The organism is Microthrixaceae bacterium (assembly GCA_016702505.1).
In the GTDB taxonomy this organism is placed as follows: Bacteria; Actinomycetota; Acidimicrobiia; order Acidimicrobiales; family Iamiaceae; genus Aquihabitans.
In genome coordinates this window covers 472,323-486,359 of sequence record JADJDU010000003.1, presented here as the reverse complement: position 1 = coordinate 486,359, position 14,037 = coordinate 472,323, and the positions used below count along the sequence as shown (strand labels likewise).

Genomic DNA, 14,037 nt, shown 5'->3' with positions numbered 1-14,037 from the left:
TCGGGTTGGCGGCCGCGAGGTCGGCGGTCGCTCGCAACGTCCAGCCGAGCCGGACGGTGACGGCAACGCCGCCGATCATCGCGAAGGGCGGGATGTCCTCGGCTTCGAGCGCGGCTGCCGCCCGCACGAGCGGCACCATGGCGGGGCCGGCGAGGATGACGGTGGGGACCTCAGCGCTCATGCCACACGGCCTCGCCGTCGGGTTGCCATTCGGCGAGCACCTGGATCGACCTTGCGTCGCCAGACGCCGCCAGGTCGAGGGCGGCGGCCACCGGGTGGACCAGGAGCCACCCGTCGTGGCGACGTTCCCCTGATGCCGGATCGGGGGGCGCCGTCACCTGGTGGACGACGGGGACAGCGACGGAGGCTGCAGCGGCGAGGGGATCGGAGGATCCGTAGCGCCGGACGGCGATCGACAGCAGCACGGGACCGGGGACGTAGAGCTCTGCCGGTGTCTCGCCTGCGCTGACGATGGGCGCGCCGAGGGCGATCGCGGCCTGGGTGCCCCCGAGCCGCCACGTGGGTTCGGTCGGGTCGTGGGCCCGTTCCCAGTCCGTGGGGTCGGGGACGCTGGCGAGCCACCGTCGGTCCGTCGGCGCCCACTCCCGGGCGAGGGCCCAGAACAGCTCGGGCAGCAGCGGCTCCCCGTCCTCGGTGAGCAGTCCTGCGCCTATGAGGGCCCGTCGGGCGTCGCTGGTGGAGGAGCGGGCGAGGTCGAACTGGTCGAACGAGGTCGTGGTCAGGACTGGGCGCGGATCCCGGTCGTATCGGCGCCGGAGCAGCTCGTAGGCCACGACCCGGCCGGCCCGACCGACGACGCCGACCGGCTTGGGCCGCGTGCCCGGGTCGACCACATCGACGGTGGTGTCGATCCGAATTCCAGGAGCACGGAGGAACGGGCTCCCGGTCGCGATGTCGAGGTAGCCCCAACCCGCCTCCCTCAGCGCGGCCCGGGCCGGCTGGTTGATCCGGTCGGCTACGACCAGCACCGAACGGTCGCCCATAGACCGGTCCTTCCGCTTGAGTGCCTCGACGCGGTCGACCGTCGCGTAGGCCATCGTCTTCACCTCAACGGTGACCCGATGACCGTCGAGCTCGATCTCGAGGTCACTCGTTGAGCTGGCTGGGGACTGCACGCCTCCCACAGCCTCGACGAGCGCTGTTGCCGCCTGCTCGCGCAGGCTCCGATCGAGAACGTCAGTCGATCGCCGGAACTCGCGGTCAAGCCAGTCGCCGCCCATCTGGTACTCGAGCGCTTGCCGAACCAGGCCCACCACGTAGGTGAGGTCATCGTCCTCGGCCAGGTGACCTCGGTCGGGCCGTTGCCCCAGTGACCCTTGCCGCTCACATCCCAGGCAAGAGCTCGCTCGTCGTTCCGTCAACGCCAGCTCGACCGCCACGGAGCGTACCTCGTCGGACCACCCAAGTCCGACGCAGGCCGACGAGTCCTCGCCATCCCGGGGTCGCTCGTGGCCGACCTACGCGGCCACCTCGACGCCTTTCGCGCAGCCGGGCGACGACGGCTACGTCTTCACCGGCCAGAAGGGCGGCCCGCTCGCGCCCCCACGTCTGGCAGGACGCGTGGGAGAAGGCCCGAACCGAGGTCGGCGTCCACGAGATCCACCTCCACGACCTCCGCCACCTCGCCGGCACCCTGGCCGCGAGCACCGGCGCAAGCAGCAAGGAGGTCATGAACCGCCTCGGCCACACCACCCACCGAGCCGCCCTCCGCTACCAACACGCCACCAGAACGCGCGACCGAGCCATTCCGGAGGCACTCGACGAGCTTCTCGCCCCACGGTCGACCTGACCGAGCCTGGGCAGGGATTCATCGCCCCGGCGGGAGGACGTTTGGTGCCCGGTCAGGGATGCCGGGTCGTCTATCCCTCGCTGCCGGGGGCGCCGGGCGGCGGGCCGGGCTGGGTGATGCCGCACTCCTCGGACTCGAATACCGCGATCTCATCGGCCGCAGCGGAGGCCTCGGGATCGGCGAACGCGGCGCCGAGGTCGCCGTCGGCGGCCTCGAAGGCGGCGACGAACGTCTCGACCGGTCCGGCGATCTCCGCGGGCGCGAGCGCGGCGTACTCGGCGAGTTGCTCGCTGGTCGGGGTGACGCCGACCAGTTCCGTTGCCACGGCGCAGAAGGCAACGAGGTCGTCGGCCGGAGCAGTGGTGGTGGCCTCGGCGATCGTGGTCGTCGAGCCGGCGTCGGCCGCGTCGTCGGAATCGTCGCTGCACGCGGCGATCGCGCCGATGGACAGGGCGGCGACCATTACCGCCTGGGTGATGCGGCGGACGGCGGTGGACGGCATGGTTCCTCCAGGTGCGGGACGGGCCCGAAGGCTTCGGGTCTTGACTGCTCTGTCGCTCCGATCGCCGATCCGGGATCACCGATCTCGAAGATGCGCGCCGCCGACGGCTCGGCGCTGCCGGGCATCCCGCCACAAGGCCCGTCCGGCGACGAGCGCGGCCGCCGTGCCCAGCACCGCCCAGATGAGCGCCGCTCGGCCCCAGTCCTCGTGCGGCCAGACGGGGAACAGCGGCAGGTCGGTCTCGAAGGGGCGGGCGAGTGCCGCCCCTGCGACCAACGGGACTGCTGTCGCGGCGAGGACCGCTCCTGGTTCGCTGTGGCCGGCGGCCCGGGCGGCGGTGGCGAGCCCGAACCCGAGCCCTGCGGCGACCACGCCTTGCAGGATGAGGACCTCGAGGTGGTCGGGTAGAGGGGCCCGGAGCACCCAGTGAACGGCAGCCCACACCAAAATGAGGATCGTCGGGCCGACGGACCTGACCGCGGTCCGCCACCAGAGCGGGCGGGGGCTGACGTCCACCACGAGCGCGCAACGCTCGTCGACGGCGACCGCAGCTGCTCCCATGACCAGCCCCAGGGCGGCGCCGTGCAACGGCCAGAGTGCGTTCGGCCACCTCGCCACGAGGGCGACGCCGCCGGCTACCAGGAGCGCGGCTCCGGCCAGGAACGACCACTGTGTCGCGATGAGGAGGTAGCGGAGCGTCCCTCCGACGCGCCCCGCCACGTTGTCATCCACCCTCTGAGAGCGCGCCCCCGGGCACCGGGCTCACGATCGTCTCGGCCGTCCCGGTGAACATGGCGAGCACCACGGCAACCACCGCCAACCCGGCCAGGACGAATAGGGCAGACCGACTCCTGGCCGTCCGGGCCTCGACATCGGCCCTGACCGCGACCACCGCTCCGATCGCGCACAGCACGAGCAGGTAGGCCAGCCACCACCCCGGTGAGCCGGTGAGCACGACCGATCTCTGTGGGTCGCCGTCGATACCGAACGGGCCACCCCAATAGGTCCAGGGGAGCACCACGCGGACCCGGCGGAGCGGTTCGAACAGGCCCTGGAACACGATCACCGCCACGACGAGGCCGCCGGTGGTGACGATCGGTGCCGCGGCTCGCTTGGTCTTGCGGGCCACGACGACACCGAGGACCGGTCCGCCCAGGCAGCTCACGGCGCCGAGGGCGAGCCACACCGCAGCCACCCACCCGTCCGACATCATCTCTGCGTACCCGCCGTGAACGGTCGGCACCGAGCGTGCCCGCAACAGCGTCACGAGCACGAACCCGAGGCCGGCCAGGAACGGTACGAGGCAGGCGGCCAGGTGCCCGATGGTGCGGGATGCCTGGACGAGCGGGGTCGGGCCGGCGGCCTCGGCGCAGCGGTCCGACGCCCACACCCGATGCGCGCTCACACTGATGCCGACCATCCCGAGCAGGGCGGCCGGGGCGATCATCGACAGCTCGTCGGTCGGCTCGTCGCCGTCGAGGTAGGGGAGGAGCGCGGCGTAGGTGAGAGCCAACCCGATGAGGAAAGCGGGGCGACCGAAGTAGCGGCGGACCTCGATGCGGGCCAGTTCGACCCACGGCGGCCGGCCCGGTTCGGCCACCGTGACGGTCGGGAGGGACTCGGCGGCGGTCATGCCGCCCCCTCCATCGCAGCAGGCCCGACGAGGAGCAGGTAGGCGTCCTCGACGGTCGGTGGCACCGCCTGTGCTCCGGTCGGGGGCGTTCCGCCGACGGATCGCACCCCACCAGCCGGGTCGCGCCAGGTCGCCACCGCGTCGGCAACCGGTCGGTCGTGGAGCCACACCCGGTCTCGGGCCGACGCTACGAACCCGGCGACGTCGCCGTCGTAGGCCAGGCGCCCGCCTACGAGGACGATCACCCGGTCGCACACCGCAGCGACGTCCTCGGTCTGGTGGGTGGCCAGCAGCACGGTGCCGGCGCGGGCTCGTTCCGACAAGGTGGCCCGGAACATCGCCCGCTGTTCTGGGTCGAGGCCGGTGGTGGGCTCGTCGAGGATCAGCAGGTCCGGGTCGCCGATGAGCGACTGGGCGAAGGCCAATCTGCGGCGCTGGCCACCCGAGAGCTTCCGCACCTTGATCGTGGGGCGGTCGTCCAGCGCGACGAGCGCGAGCACCCGCCGTACCTCGGCGTGGCGAGCGGAGCTGTCATCCCACTCCTTGAGCACCGCGATGTAGTCGAGGAACCCGAAGGCTGTCATCCCAGCAGGGAACCGGACCTCCTGGGGAAGGAAGCCCAACCGGCGACGGATCTCGGTGCGCTCGGCCAGCGGGCCGTCGGTGCGATGTCCGAGAACCGTGATCTCGCCCTCGTCGGCTCGGGACGCGGTACTCAGCAACCCGAGCAGCGTCGTCTTGCCCGCGCCGTTGGGGCCCAACAGCGCGGTGATTCCCGGGGCGAGGTCGAAGCTGACGTCGTCGAGGACGGCGACCGGGCCGTAGCGGCGGGTCACGTGCGAGACGCGGACGGTGCTGGGCATGGGTGCTCCTTCATGTGCTGCTGACGGCGGACGGGGCCGGGTCGCTCGAAAGTCGATGGTGGAGGAGCAGCGCTGCTCCGACCGAGACGGCGATCGCAACGAGTTGTGTCGGAGCGGTGGTGACGGCCCAGGGCGTGTCGCGCACCTGCCAGGCGACGACCACCGCCGTCCATCCCAGGGCGACGAGCGCCGCAGGCCGGACGGGATCGTGCCAGGTCGCGGCGGCGGCGACGCACAACGTGCAGGCCAGAGCCGGGAGCAGCCAGCTCACTGCCGCCCCGGGGTGGTGAAGGACCATCGCCCCCACTGCAACGGCGACCGGTACCGCCGTCACCACGACGTACGCGGTGCGCCACAGCAGCATCCGCGCCGGGGAGAAGGGCGCCGCCCGCTCGAGCAGGTCGATCCCGTGGGGTACGAGCCGGTAGGTGGCGGCGACGCCGAGGGCAGGGAGCAGCGGCGCCACGACCAGGAAGGCCGCGTGGGCCGAGTCGACCGGACCGAGCACTGCCGCCACCGCAGTGACGGCGAGCACCAGCATGGTGGCGATGGTCCACTGCCGGCTCTGCGCGGCGACCACGCGCGTCACCACCACGTCCGACATCGACACGCCGAGCCGGAGCAACGCCCGCCCGCTGCGACCGACCTCAGGGGTCGAGACCGCGGCCTCGACGCGGGCCCACAGGTGTTCGAGGTCGAGATCGGGCGATCGCTGGCTGTTGATCGGTCCCGTCGCGCCGGCTCCCAGGACGGCGCGGCACGCTTCGCACCGCACGGCATGCGCTTCGACCGATGCCCGCTGGACGGGGTCGAGCCCGCGCTCGCCGTAGGCGGCTGCCACCGCGTCGTCGATGTGCCAGGCGCTCATCGGAGATCTCCCACCTGCAACGACGTGCCAGCCAGCTCGGTTCGCAGGACGGTCTTGGCCTTGCGCATCCGGCCCTTCACCGTTCCCTCGGGGACACCGAGCATCCGCCCCGTCTCCTTCGCCGTCAGGCCGTCGAAGACCATCGCCTGCACCACCTCCATCAACTCTGGTGAGAGTGACGCCAGCACCGCCCCCGCCTCGCCGAGGTCGATCGACTCCAGCACCCGCTCCTCGGTGCTCACCACATCGCCCTGCGACGAGAACGGTGCCGGTCGGGCGTGACGACCGGCCCGGCGCAGGTGGGTGACGAGCTGGCGCACGCCGATCCCCCAGATCCACGCACCGACATCGCCGTCAGCTCGCCATCGGGCAGCGCCCCGCCACACCGCCAGGAAGGTGTCCTGGACCGCATCGGCCACCAGCGCATCGTCCCAGCAACGGGCCCGCAGTCGGGCGACCAACCACGGCCGATCCACCCTCGGGCCTCGTAGAGGACCCGGAGCGCAGCGGCGTCGCCAGCGGCGACGGCCGCGACGAGCGTCACATCGTCCCGCTCGTCGCCGGCTGCCCCACCAGCGCTCACCGTCGCATCCCCGATGACCTCATCGCTCCACTGTCGCTCGCACGCCGCGATCGGGATCACGCTGCGGCCAGCGGCGGAGCGAGATGACCGATCCGTAGGGTCACGTTAGGGTCACGCCGCCGGTTCGGCCCCGGTACGACGAAGGCCCAGGTTGCCCGGAAGCCGGGGCTGACCTGGGCCTTTCGTGTGGAGCGGGTGAGGAGAATCGAACTCCCGTATTCAGCTTGGGAATTCGATAAGGCCCGATCCGCTGACCTGGGCCGACGGGCATACGGGCTGGTCAGGACCGTTTTCCTGGTATCAGCCCGTCCGTCCCGATCCGCTGAAATTCTTTTCGTTGTGGCACGAATGTGGCACGCCGAAAGGCGGGGGAACCGGCCCAGCGCTCTCAGCTTGGCGCAGTGTTCGTCCGCCACGACGCCGGCGCGGCTCCTTCGTGCCACACGGCCGGCTCACACGAGGTGCTCGATCGCGATGGCGCCCCATCGCTCGCGCAGGTAGTCGGCAACGACGCGACGGGGCAATGGTGAGGCTTGTCTCGCTGCAGAGGAGGCAGCCGTCGTCGATGACATCTCGCCTCAAGTACGGGGATCGCCGTCGCGGGAGAGTGGCCAGGTCCTAGTAGTACTCACGGACGTAGCCGAGGGCCTTCTCAAAGACGTCGTTGTCACGGATCTTGAACTGGACGTAAAGGGTCTGGCGCAGGGCCTTGCGGACCTCCTGGTCGCCGGCGATGGTCGACTGCCATCCGTCGAAGCGGACGGCTCGGACGACGTCGTCGATGCGGTCGACCACGTTGGAGACGATGATCGGGGTCTCGTCTCCCTTGAGCGCCTCGAAGAGTTCGGTGAGGGCGGCTTTGCCCTTCTCCTCGCGGGGGATGAGCTCCTCGGCCTTCTCGGCGGCGACGGTGTCTTTGGCCAGCTCGAGCAGTTCCCGGAGGAAGTCGAGGCTGGACTGCTGGATGTCGGCGTACTTCTCGCGCAGCGCATTGAGGCGCTGTCCGAGCTCGATGAAGACCGGGTTGTTGAGGTGCTTGGCGATGCGGGCGGTGATCTGCTTCTCGATCTCCTTGAGCGGCACGTCCTTGCGCGTGCCGGTCATCAGGTCTTCGATGGTCTGGGCGTCGAGAACGATGGTCTCTGCACCCTGGGGGATCTCGACCTGGATGTTCTCGTTGATCAGCTCGATGGTTTTGGCCCCCAGCGCATGCCACACCAGCCGACCAGTGATGTCGGCGGGCCGCACCGACTCGTACACGTCAGTGAGCCACTTGTAATCGTCGCGGTGCGGCTTGAGCATCGGGTCGGGGCTGAGCGCCTCCCACAACTGAGACACCACGCTGTATGCCGACCCGAACGCGTCCTTGATGGTGTCGTCGGCGATAGCGGCCTGTGCCTGGATGAGTCCCTCGTAGCCACCGATGGTGCGGTCGACGCCGGGGAAGAACGCGATGGCGGTCGCCATCGCAGGTGCGAGCCGCTTCTTCAGCTCCTCGATGTTGGAGATGACCTGCTGGACGGTGGTCTCGTCGAACGCGAGTGACTTGGCGACGTCGTCGAAGATGCCGAGGTAGTCGACGATCAGGCCGTGCGTCTTATTCGGCGGATAGACCCGGTTGGTGCGGGTGATGGCCTGCAGGAGCGTGTGCTCCTTGAGCGGCTTGTCGAGGTACTGCGTCTGCAAGATCGGCGCATCAAACCCGGTCAACAGCTTCGCCGTCACGATGATGATCTTCAGCGGATCGGCTGGGTCGTTGAATCGAGCAACGACCTGTTCCAGGTCCTCGGCGCCGGGCGTCCACTTCGCCCACGATGCCGGATCGGTGCGGGATTTCGACATCACGATGGTCGACGCCTCAGGCGGCAGCATCGTGTCGAGGGCTTCCTTGTAGGCAACGCACGACGCCTTGTCGTAGGCAACGAGCTGGGCCTTGAACCCTTCCGGCTCGACCTTGGTCGTGAAGTGCTCGACCACGTCGGCGGCGACCTGGTGGATGCGGTCGGGTGCCTTGATGAGCACCTCGATCGAGGCGGCCCTCTTCGACAGCGTGATCTTCTCGCCCTCGGTCAGGTTGCGGTCGGCAGCGAGCTCCTCGAACGCGGCGTCGATCTTCTCCTGATCGAGATGGATCTCGGACAGGCGCGGCTCGAAGTGCAGCGGCAAGGTTGCGCCGTCACGGATGGAGTCCTGAAACGTGTAGCGCGACAGGTAGCCGCCTTCGTCCTCCGGCGACCCGAACCACATGAACGTGTTGCGGTCGCGCTTGTTGATCGGAGTCCCGGTCAGCCCGAACAGGAACGCGTTGGGCAGCGCCTCGCGCATCTTCTGCCCGTAGTCACCCTCCTGGGACCGGTGCGCCTCATCGACCATCGCGATGATGTTCTGCCTATCGTCCAGCACGCCCTCGGCCTCGCCGAACTTGTGGATCGTAGTGATGATGATCTTGCGCGCACCCTGACTCAGCAGGGTCTGGAGTTCCTTGCGCGAATCCGTTGACACCAGCCCGGGCACGTCGGAGGCGTTGAAGGTGCCGGTGATCTGGGTGTCAAGGTCGATGCGGTCGACCACGATCAGGATCGTCGGGTTGGTCAGCTCGGCCATGGCCCGCAGCTTCAACGCGGTGAACACCATTAGCAGCGACTTGCCCGATCCCTGGAAGTGCCAGATCAGACCCTGCTTGATCTTCCCGTGCAGCACCCGCTGCACGATCAGGTTCGTGCCCTGGAACTGTTGGAACCGGGCGATCATCTTGATCTTGCGGTGCTTCTTGTCAGTCGCGTAGACGGTGAAGAACCGCAGGAAATCCAACACGGCCGCCGGCTTGAGTACTCCGTTCACGGCGTCCTTGACGACCTCGAGCCCGACCTTCGCCGGTGCGTCCGGGTCGGACTCGTCCTCCCGCCACGGACCCCACAACTCGACCGGCATCCCGACCGAGCCGTAGCGGAAGTCCTTGCCCTCGGTCGCGAACGACAACACGTTGGGCACGAAGAACTGCGGCACGCTCGCCTCGTAGTCGTCGTGTACCTGCGCGGCGCCGTCGATCCAGGAGTAGGCGGCTCGGATCGGGGTCTTCGCCTCACCCACCACCAGCGGGAACCCGTTGCACCACAGCACGAGGTCGAATCGCTTGCCGACCCGGCCGATCTGGAACGGGACCTCGGTCGAGATCACCCAATCGTTCGACGAATCGTCCTCGAGGTGGTCAAAGTCGATGAGCCTGACGGTGGTGTGCTCACCGTTCGGGCCGAACGGCATCGACTTCTGCCCGGTCAGCCACGCCATGAACTCCTCGTTAGCGACCACGGGGTGTGGTGTCGTGCGGGCCGAGATGAGAATCGCCCGCAATGTGTGGATGACCTCGTCCGCCTTGCTCGGATCAGCCATGATCTCCGGATTGAGATCAATGAGCGCCGCCTTGACCGCACCCTCCAACATCACCTCATCAGTGCCGCGTGGCAGTTCGTTGCCCGGAACGAACCGGACATCGATCGAGGTCACCAGATCGCGGACGAAATCGCGGACGGTATTCGCCTCGTTGAACAGGGCCATCATTTGCCTCCGAAGATTTCTGCAAGCACCGAGCCCTTGAGAGCGATAAGGCCGTCGATCTCCGAAGTAACAGCTGCTGCCGCTGTGTCAATCGATGAAAGAGCAGTAGCTACCCACTCGACGTCCGACGCATTCAGCGCTGGGACCGGCCCCGCCAGAATCTTCGCCTGTGAGATGTTCTTGGCCTCCGTACCGTTGACGACCTCACGCACATATGCGCGGTAGGGGGGAGCGCTGAGAGCCGCTAGCAGGACGCGGCCCGGATACCCTTGTCGCGGAACAAGGCGCAATGTCTTGTCGCTGAGCATGAGGTTTGGAAACTCGCGATCGACCATGCATGGTCGGGCGACGTTGTCGACGACGGCGTTGGCGCGGGTAACCAGCACGTCGCCCTCGTGGACGGTGTCGCCCAGGCGGAAGTCTGCGGCGTCGAGCAGCCGCTTGTTTTCCCGAGGCACGAAGATGTCGCGGCCCACGGCACTAACTTTCAGAACGCCCAACTCAGTGTCATTGGCTGGCTCATTCGCAGCGCGGGGACTTCGTCCGGCGTCGATTCGTTCAACCCAGGAGGAGAGCTGGGCGGTCGTAGCGGACGCGGCCGCGTCCTCGAACGTCTCCGACATGACGGCAGCAAGCCCCAGAGCGACACCCTTGGCCGATTCCCGCGCGACCTCAATGGCCCAAAGGAGGTCAGCGATGCGCTTCTGCTCGTCGAGGGGCGGGAGGTCGAACTCATAGTTGGCGAGGTCGCGCCAGTTTGTGCGTGGCGATAGCGAGCCCGCCGAGGTGTCGAGGGCGTGGTCGAAGAACTCATTGGACTGGACGAGGAAGGGCAGGAACTCTCCGAGAAGCTGGCTCTCGTCAGCCTCGAAGGTGTAGATGTCGCCGGAGCAGATGGCGTCAAACTCGGCGTATGCGACCTTGCGCTGATAGGCGCGACGCTTGCCGAAGAGGGTCTGTCCAGGTTTCACGCGCCGGGTGAAGGTGGTGCCGTCGTCTGTGGAGCCCCAGCGGCCGACTTTCAACTCGCCGGGGTCCATGTGTTCCATAGCGATGACGCGGTCGATGCCGGCCGCGTCGAGGTCACGGACGGTTGCGTTGACGTTGTTGACGACATCGCCGAACGCGACACTCTTCCACGCGGACTTGTCGAGGTTCAGAGTCATGCCCTCACCTCCGCCCGAAGCAGCGCTAGCACGTCGGCGATTGCGCTTTCGGATGCGGCAGCTGCGGCGCGCCAGTCGGCGACCGCGTCAGCAACGTTGACCTGCTCGCCCTGCTTCGGCCGCCTTGGCGCCCGCGACATACAGCGGGATGGCGAGGCTGTGACCCTTGTCGGCTGATGTGGTCGAGGTGGCGACGGCTGCGAACTGGTCGACGTCGCTGAACCGGTAGGCGTCGAGGATCTTGTGCTGGTGGGACTCCCGCAAGAATGACTGGGCCTGCTCGCGGGCGACCTCGTTGACTGCGTTGATGAACAGCACCTTGCCCTTGCGCTCGGCCGGCTTGCTGGCGCGCAGGGTGACGACGACGGCTTCCATCGGGCTGTTGTAGAACAGGCCTGCGCCAAGACCGAGGACGCACTCGATGAGGTCGGATTTGACCAGCGCCTGGCGGAGAACGGCTTCCTCACGGCGGAAGAGAACGCCATGCGGGAAGAGGATCGCTGCCCGGCCGGTCTGGGGGTCGAGGCTCCGGGCGATGTGCTGGAAGAAGGCGTAGTCGGCGCGGCCCTGGGGCGGCACTCCCCACATGTTGCGGCCGTACGGGTCCTTGGCGAAGGCCTCGCGGTTCCAGGCCTTAATGGAGTAGGGCGGGTTGGCGAGCACGACATCGAAGGTCTCTAGGCCGCCCCTACCATCTAGAAACGCTGGCCGAGCGAGGGTGTCGCCGTGTGCGACGTGGCCGTCGGTGATGCCGTGCAGGAACAGGTTCATCCGTGCGATCGCCGACGTCCCGTAGTTGAGCTCCTGCCCGTAGAGCCGGACGCTGCGCCACTCCTTGCCCTGGCGCTTGAGTTCGGCCACGGTCGAGATGAGCATTCCGCCGGTGCCACACGTCGGGTCGTACACCGACTCGCCGGGCTGGGGCTGGAGCATCAGAGTCATCAGGTGCACCAGTGTGCGGTTGGTGTAGAACTCCTGCGCGGTATGGCCGGAGTCGTCGGCGAACTTCTTGATCAGGTACTCGTACCCGTTGCCCAGTTCGTCCTCCGGCAGGTTCGCGATCGACAGTGTCTTGGTAGAGAAGTGCTCGATCAGATCCGCCAGCGTCGAGTCGGGCAGAAGGTTCTTGTTTCCCCAGTCGCCGTCACCGAACACTCCGGGCAGGGTGTCGGGGTTGGCGGACTCGATCGCCCGCATCGCTTTGAGGATCGTCGCACCGATGTTCTCGGTGGCAGAGCGGACGTCGTCCCAGTGGCAGCCGTTGGGGATGGCAAAGCGGTGGTTCTCGGGGAGGTCAGCGAGCTCCTCATCGCCGTAGGTCGCAAGAGCGGCGGCGTGCTCCTCGTCGTAGACGTCGGAGATCCGCTTCAGGAAGACGAGCGGGAAGATGTACTGCTTGTAGTCGCCAGCGTCGATGAGGCCCGCAGGACGATCGCCGCGCCCCACAGGTAGGACTCCAGCTCCCGTTGGGTGATCTGCCCGCTCATGCCGGAAGCCCCCACTTCGCCAACTCTGCTTCGAGAGCGGACCGGGTCTCCTGCGCCTTGGTGTGCGCTGCTTCGAGGGTGGCCAACGCGCCGGCCAGCGTGAGCTTCTTCCCGGTGTCGGCCGGGGCGACGTAGAGCGGGATGTTGAGGTTGAAGTCGTTGCCCTCGATCTCATCGAGCGTGGCGATGCTGGCGCGGCCGTCGATGTCGGCGAATCCGCCGTACGCCTCGAACAGCTCGGCCGCGTGCTCGGGCTCCAGGGTGTTCTGGTTGCGGCCCTTCTTCATCAGGTCGGCGCCGTTGATGAAGAGCACCTTGCCCTTGCGATCGGCGGGCTTGTCGTGGCGCAGGATCAGCACACAGGCAGCGAGGCCAGTGCCGTAGAACAGGTTCGGGGCGAGTCCGATGACGGCCTCAACCTTGTCAGCCTTCAGGACGTGCGTGCGGATGCGGGCCTCGGCGCCTTGTCGGAACAGGGCTCCCTGCGGGAGCACAACTGCGACCCGGCCCGTCTTCGGGTTGGCAGAAGCCAACATGTGCTGGACCCACGCCCAGTCGGCGTACCCCCTCGGTGGCACTCCGCCAAGCTGGTTGCGTCCCCACTTGTCCGACGCCCACTCGACGTCACCCCATGCCTTCAGCGAGAACGGCGGGTTGGCGACGACGCAGTCGAACTGCGCGAGGTGGTTGCCGGTGTAGAAGGCCGGGTTGCGCAGCGTGTCCTCACGGACGATCTTGAAGTCCTCGACACCGTGGAGCAGCAGGTTCATCCGCGCGATCGCAGAGGTGGCGAGCACCTTCTCCTGGCCGTAGAGCTTGCCCCACAAGGTCTTGGGGCTACCGCCGGCCGCCTTCACGTGCTCGATGACCTCGATCAGCATGCCGCCCGTCCCGCATGCGGGATCGTAGACGGACTCACCCTCGGTCGGGTCGAGGATGTTGACCAGCAGACCGACCACCGAACGCGGGGTGTAGTACTCGCCAGCCTTCTTGTTCGACTGATCGGCGAACCGCTTGATGAGGTACTCGTAGGCGTTGCCGAACACGTCCGGCGCGACGTTTGCGTTCGAAAGGGTCTTGGTGGAGAAGTGCTCGAACAGGTCGGCGAGCTTGCGGTCAGGCAGCTTGTCCTTGTTCGTCCAGTTGGCGTTGCCGAAGATGCCGTACAACGTCTCCGGGTTGGCCTTCTCGATCTCCCGGAACGCCGTTTGCAGCGCCGTGCCGATGTTCTCGGTCTTTTCCCGCACCTCCGACCACAGGTTGCCGTCCGGGATCGCGAAGCGATGGTTTTCCGCGAACGTCGCGTACTCGTGATCCCCGCCCGACTCCTCCAGCGCTTGCTCGAACTCTTCTGCGTAGACGTCGCTGATCCGCTTGAAGAACATCAACGGGAAGATGTACGCCTTGAAGTCAGCTTGGTCGATGCTGCCACGCAGCAGGTCTGCAGCTCGGGCGAGGTACTGCTCCAACTCGGTCAGGGTGATGCGGTTCGTCATGCCGCACCAACTCGCTCACCTTCCCAAGGGCGACGTCATCCGCGAAGCCGTCGTCCTCGAGTTCCTGTTGTGTC

General features: G+C 67.6%; 11 protein-coding genes and 1 pseudogene. 1 reads left to right on the top strand and 11 read right to left on the bottom strand.

The window, feature by feature from the left end; translation table 11 throughout:
• Positions 1–170 precede the first annotated feature (170 nt).
• The gene (locus IPG97_05340; GenBank protein MBK6855983.1) at positions 171–1,400 is read right to left on the bottom strand and encodes a hypothetical protein; all 1,230 of its coding nucleotides are present in this window, start codon (positions 1,398–1,400) and stop codon (positions 171–173) included.
• A 290-nt stretch (positions 1,401–1,690) separates the two neighbouring features.
• On the opposite strand from IPG97_05340, the gene IPG97_05335 reads away from it, so the two are divergent.
• The gene (locus tag IPG97_05335) at positions 1,691–1,810 is read left to right on the top strand and encodes an integrase (protein MBK6855982.1); all 120 of its coding nucleotides are present in this window, start codon (positions 1,691–1,693) and stop codon (positions 1,808–1,810) included.
• A 70-nt stretch (positions 1,811–1,880) separates the two neighbouring features.
• Here IPG97_05335 and IPG97_05330 read toward each other — a convergent pair whose 3' ends face one another.
• From IPG97_05330 to IPG97_05285, 10 genes and pseudogenes are all read right to left on the bottom strand, one after another.
• Positions 1,881–2,312 carry a hypothetical protein gene (locus IPG97_05330; GenBank protein MBK6855981.1) on the bottom strand — a complete coding sequence of 144 codons (432 nt, stop codon included), beginning with the start codon at positions 2,310–2,312 and terminating at the stop codon, positions 1,881–1,883.
• A gap of 75 nt (positions 2,313–2,387) precedes the next feature.
• Positions 2,388–3,044, bottom strand: a complete 657-nt coding sequence (locus IPG97_05325) for a hypothetical protein (GenBank protein ID MBK6855980.1) — start codon at positions 3,042–3,044, stop codon at positions 2,388–2,390.
• Positions 3,037–3,945, bottom strand: a complete 909-nt coding sequence (locus tag IPG97_05320; GenBank protein MBK6855979.1) for a hypothetical protein — start codon at positions 3,943–3,945, stop codon at positions 3,037–3,039. Before IPG97_05320 ends, IPG97_05325 begins: the two co-directional genes overlap by 8 nt.
• The gene (locus IPG97_05315; protein MBK6855978.1) at positions 3,942–4,808 is read right to left on the bottom strand and encodes an ATP-binding cassette domain-containing protein; all 867 of its coding nucleotides are present in this window, start codon (positions 4,806–4,808) and stop codon (positions 3,942–3,944) included. Before IPG97_05315 ends, IPG97_05320 begins: the two co-directional genes overlap by 4 nt.
• 10 nt (positions 4,809–4,818) lie before the next feature.
• Positions 4,819–5,676 carry a hypothetical protein gene (locus IPG97_05310; GenBank protein MBK6855977.1) on the bottom strand — a complete coding sequence of 286 codons (858 nt, stop codon included), beginning with the start codon at positions 5,674–5,676 and terminating at the stop codon, positions 4,819–4,821.
• Positions 5,673–6,152, bottom strand: coding sequence for an RNA polymerase sigma factor (locus IPG97_05305; protein MBK6855976.1), 480 nt, complete (start codon positions 6,150–6,152; stop codon positions 5,673–5,675). The genes IPG97_05310 and IPG97_05305 overlap by 4 nt, the downstream gene beginning before the upstream one ends.
• A 725-nt stretch (positions 6,153–6,877) precedes the next feature.
• A complete protein-coding gene (locus IPG97_05300; GenBank protein MBK6855975.1) occupies positions 6,878–9,814 on the bottom strand; it encodes an HsdR family type I site-specific deoxyribonuclease in 2,937 nt (978 codons plus the stop codon).
• Positions 9,814–10,980, bottom strand: coding sequence for a restriction endonuclease subunit S (locus IPG97_05295; GenBank protein MBK6855974.1), 1,167 nt, complete (start codon positions 10,978–10,980; stop codon positions 9,814–9,816). Before IPG97_05295 ends, IPG97_05300 begins: the two co-directional genes overlap by 1 nt.
• Positions 10,977–12,467, bottom strand: a pseudogene (locus tag IPG97_05290) (SAM-dependent DNA methyltransferase). Before IPG97_05290 ends, IPG97_05295 begins: the two are co-directional and overlap by 4 nt.
• Positions 12,464–13,963 (bottom strand): SAM-dependent DNA methyltransferase, encoded by a 1,500-nt coding sequence (locus IPG97_05285; protein ID MBK6855973.1) that lies wholly within the window; start codon positions 13,961–13,963, stop codon positions 12,464–12,466. Before IPG97_05285 ends, IPG97_05290 begins: the two are co-directional and overlap by 4 nt.
• Between the last annotated feature and the right edge of the window lie 74 nt (positions 13,964–14,037).

What these genes read in the sequence shown, in the direction of transcription:
- IPG97_05335 (MBK6855982.1), top strand. Translation starts at nt 1,691, where the DNA reads ATGAACCGCCTCGGCCACACCACCCACCGAGCCGCCCTCCGCTACCAA.
- IPG97_05330 (MBK6855981.1), bottom strand. Translation starts at nt 2,312, where the DNA reads ATGCCGTCCACCGCCGTCCGCCGCATCACCCAGGCGGTAATGGTCGCC.
- IPG97_05320 (MBK6855979.1), bottom strand. Translation starts at nt 3,945, where the DNA reads ATGACCGCCGCCGAGTCCCTCCCGACCGTCACGGTGGCCGAACCGGGC.
- IPG97_05315 (MBK6855978.1), bottom strand. Translation starts at nt 4,808, where the DNA reads ATGCCCAGCACCGTCCGCGTCTCGCACGTGACCCGCCGCTACGGCCCG.
- IPG97_05310 (MBK6855977.1), bottom strand. Translation starts at nt 5,676, where the DNA reads ATGAGCGCCTGGCACATCGACGACGCGGTGGCAGCCGCCTACGGCGAG.
- IPG97_05300 (MBK6855975.1), bottom strand. Translation starts at nt 9,814, where the DNA reads ATGGCCCTGTTCAACGAGGCGAATACCGTCCGCGATTTCGTCCGCGAT.
- IPG97_05295 (MBK6855974.1), bottom strand. Translation starts at nt 10,980, where the DNA reads ATGACTCTGAACCTCGACAAGTCCGCGTGGAAGAGTGTCGCGTTCGGC.
- IPG97_05285 (MBK6855973.1), bottom strand. Translation starts at nt 13,963, where the DNA reads ATGACGAACCGCATCACCCTGACCGAGTTGGAGCAGTACCTCGCCCGA.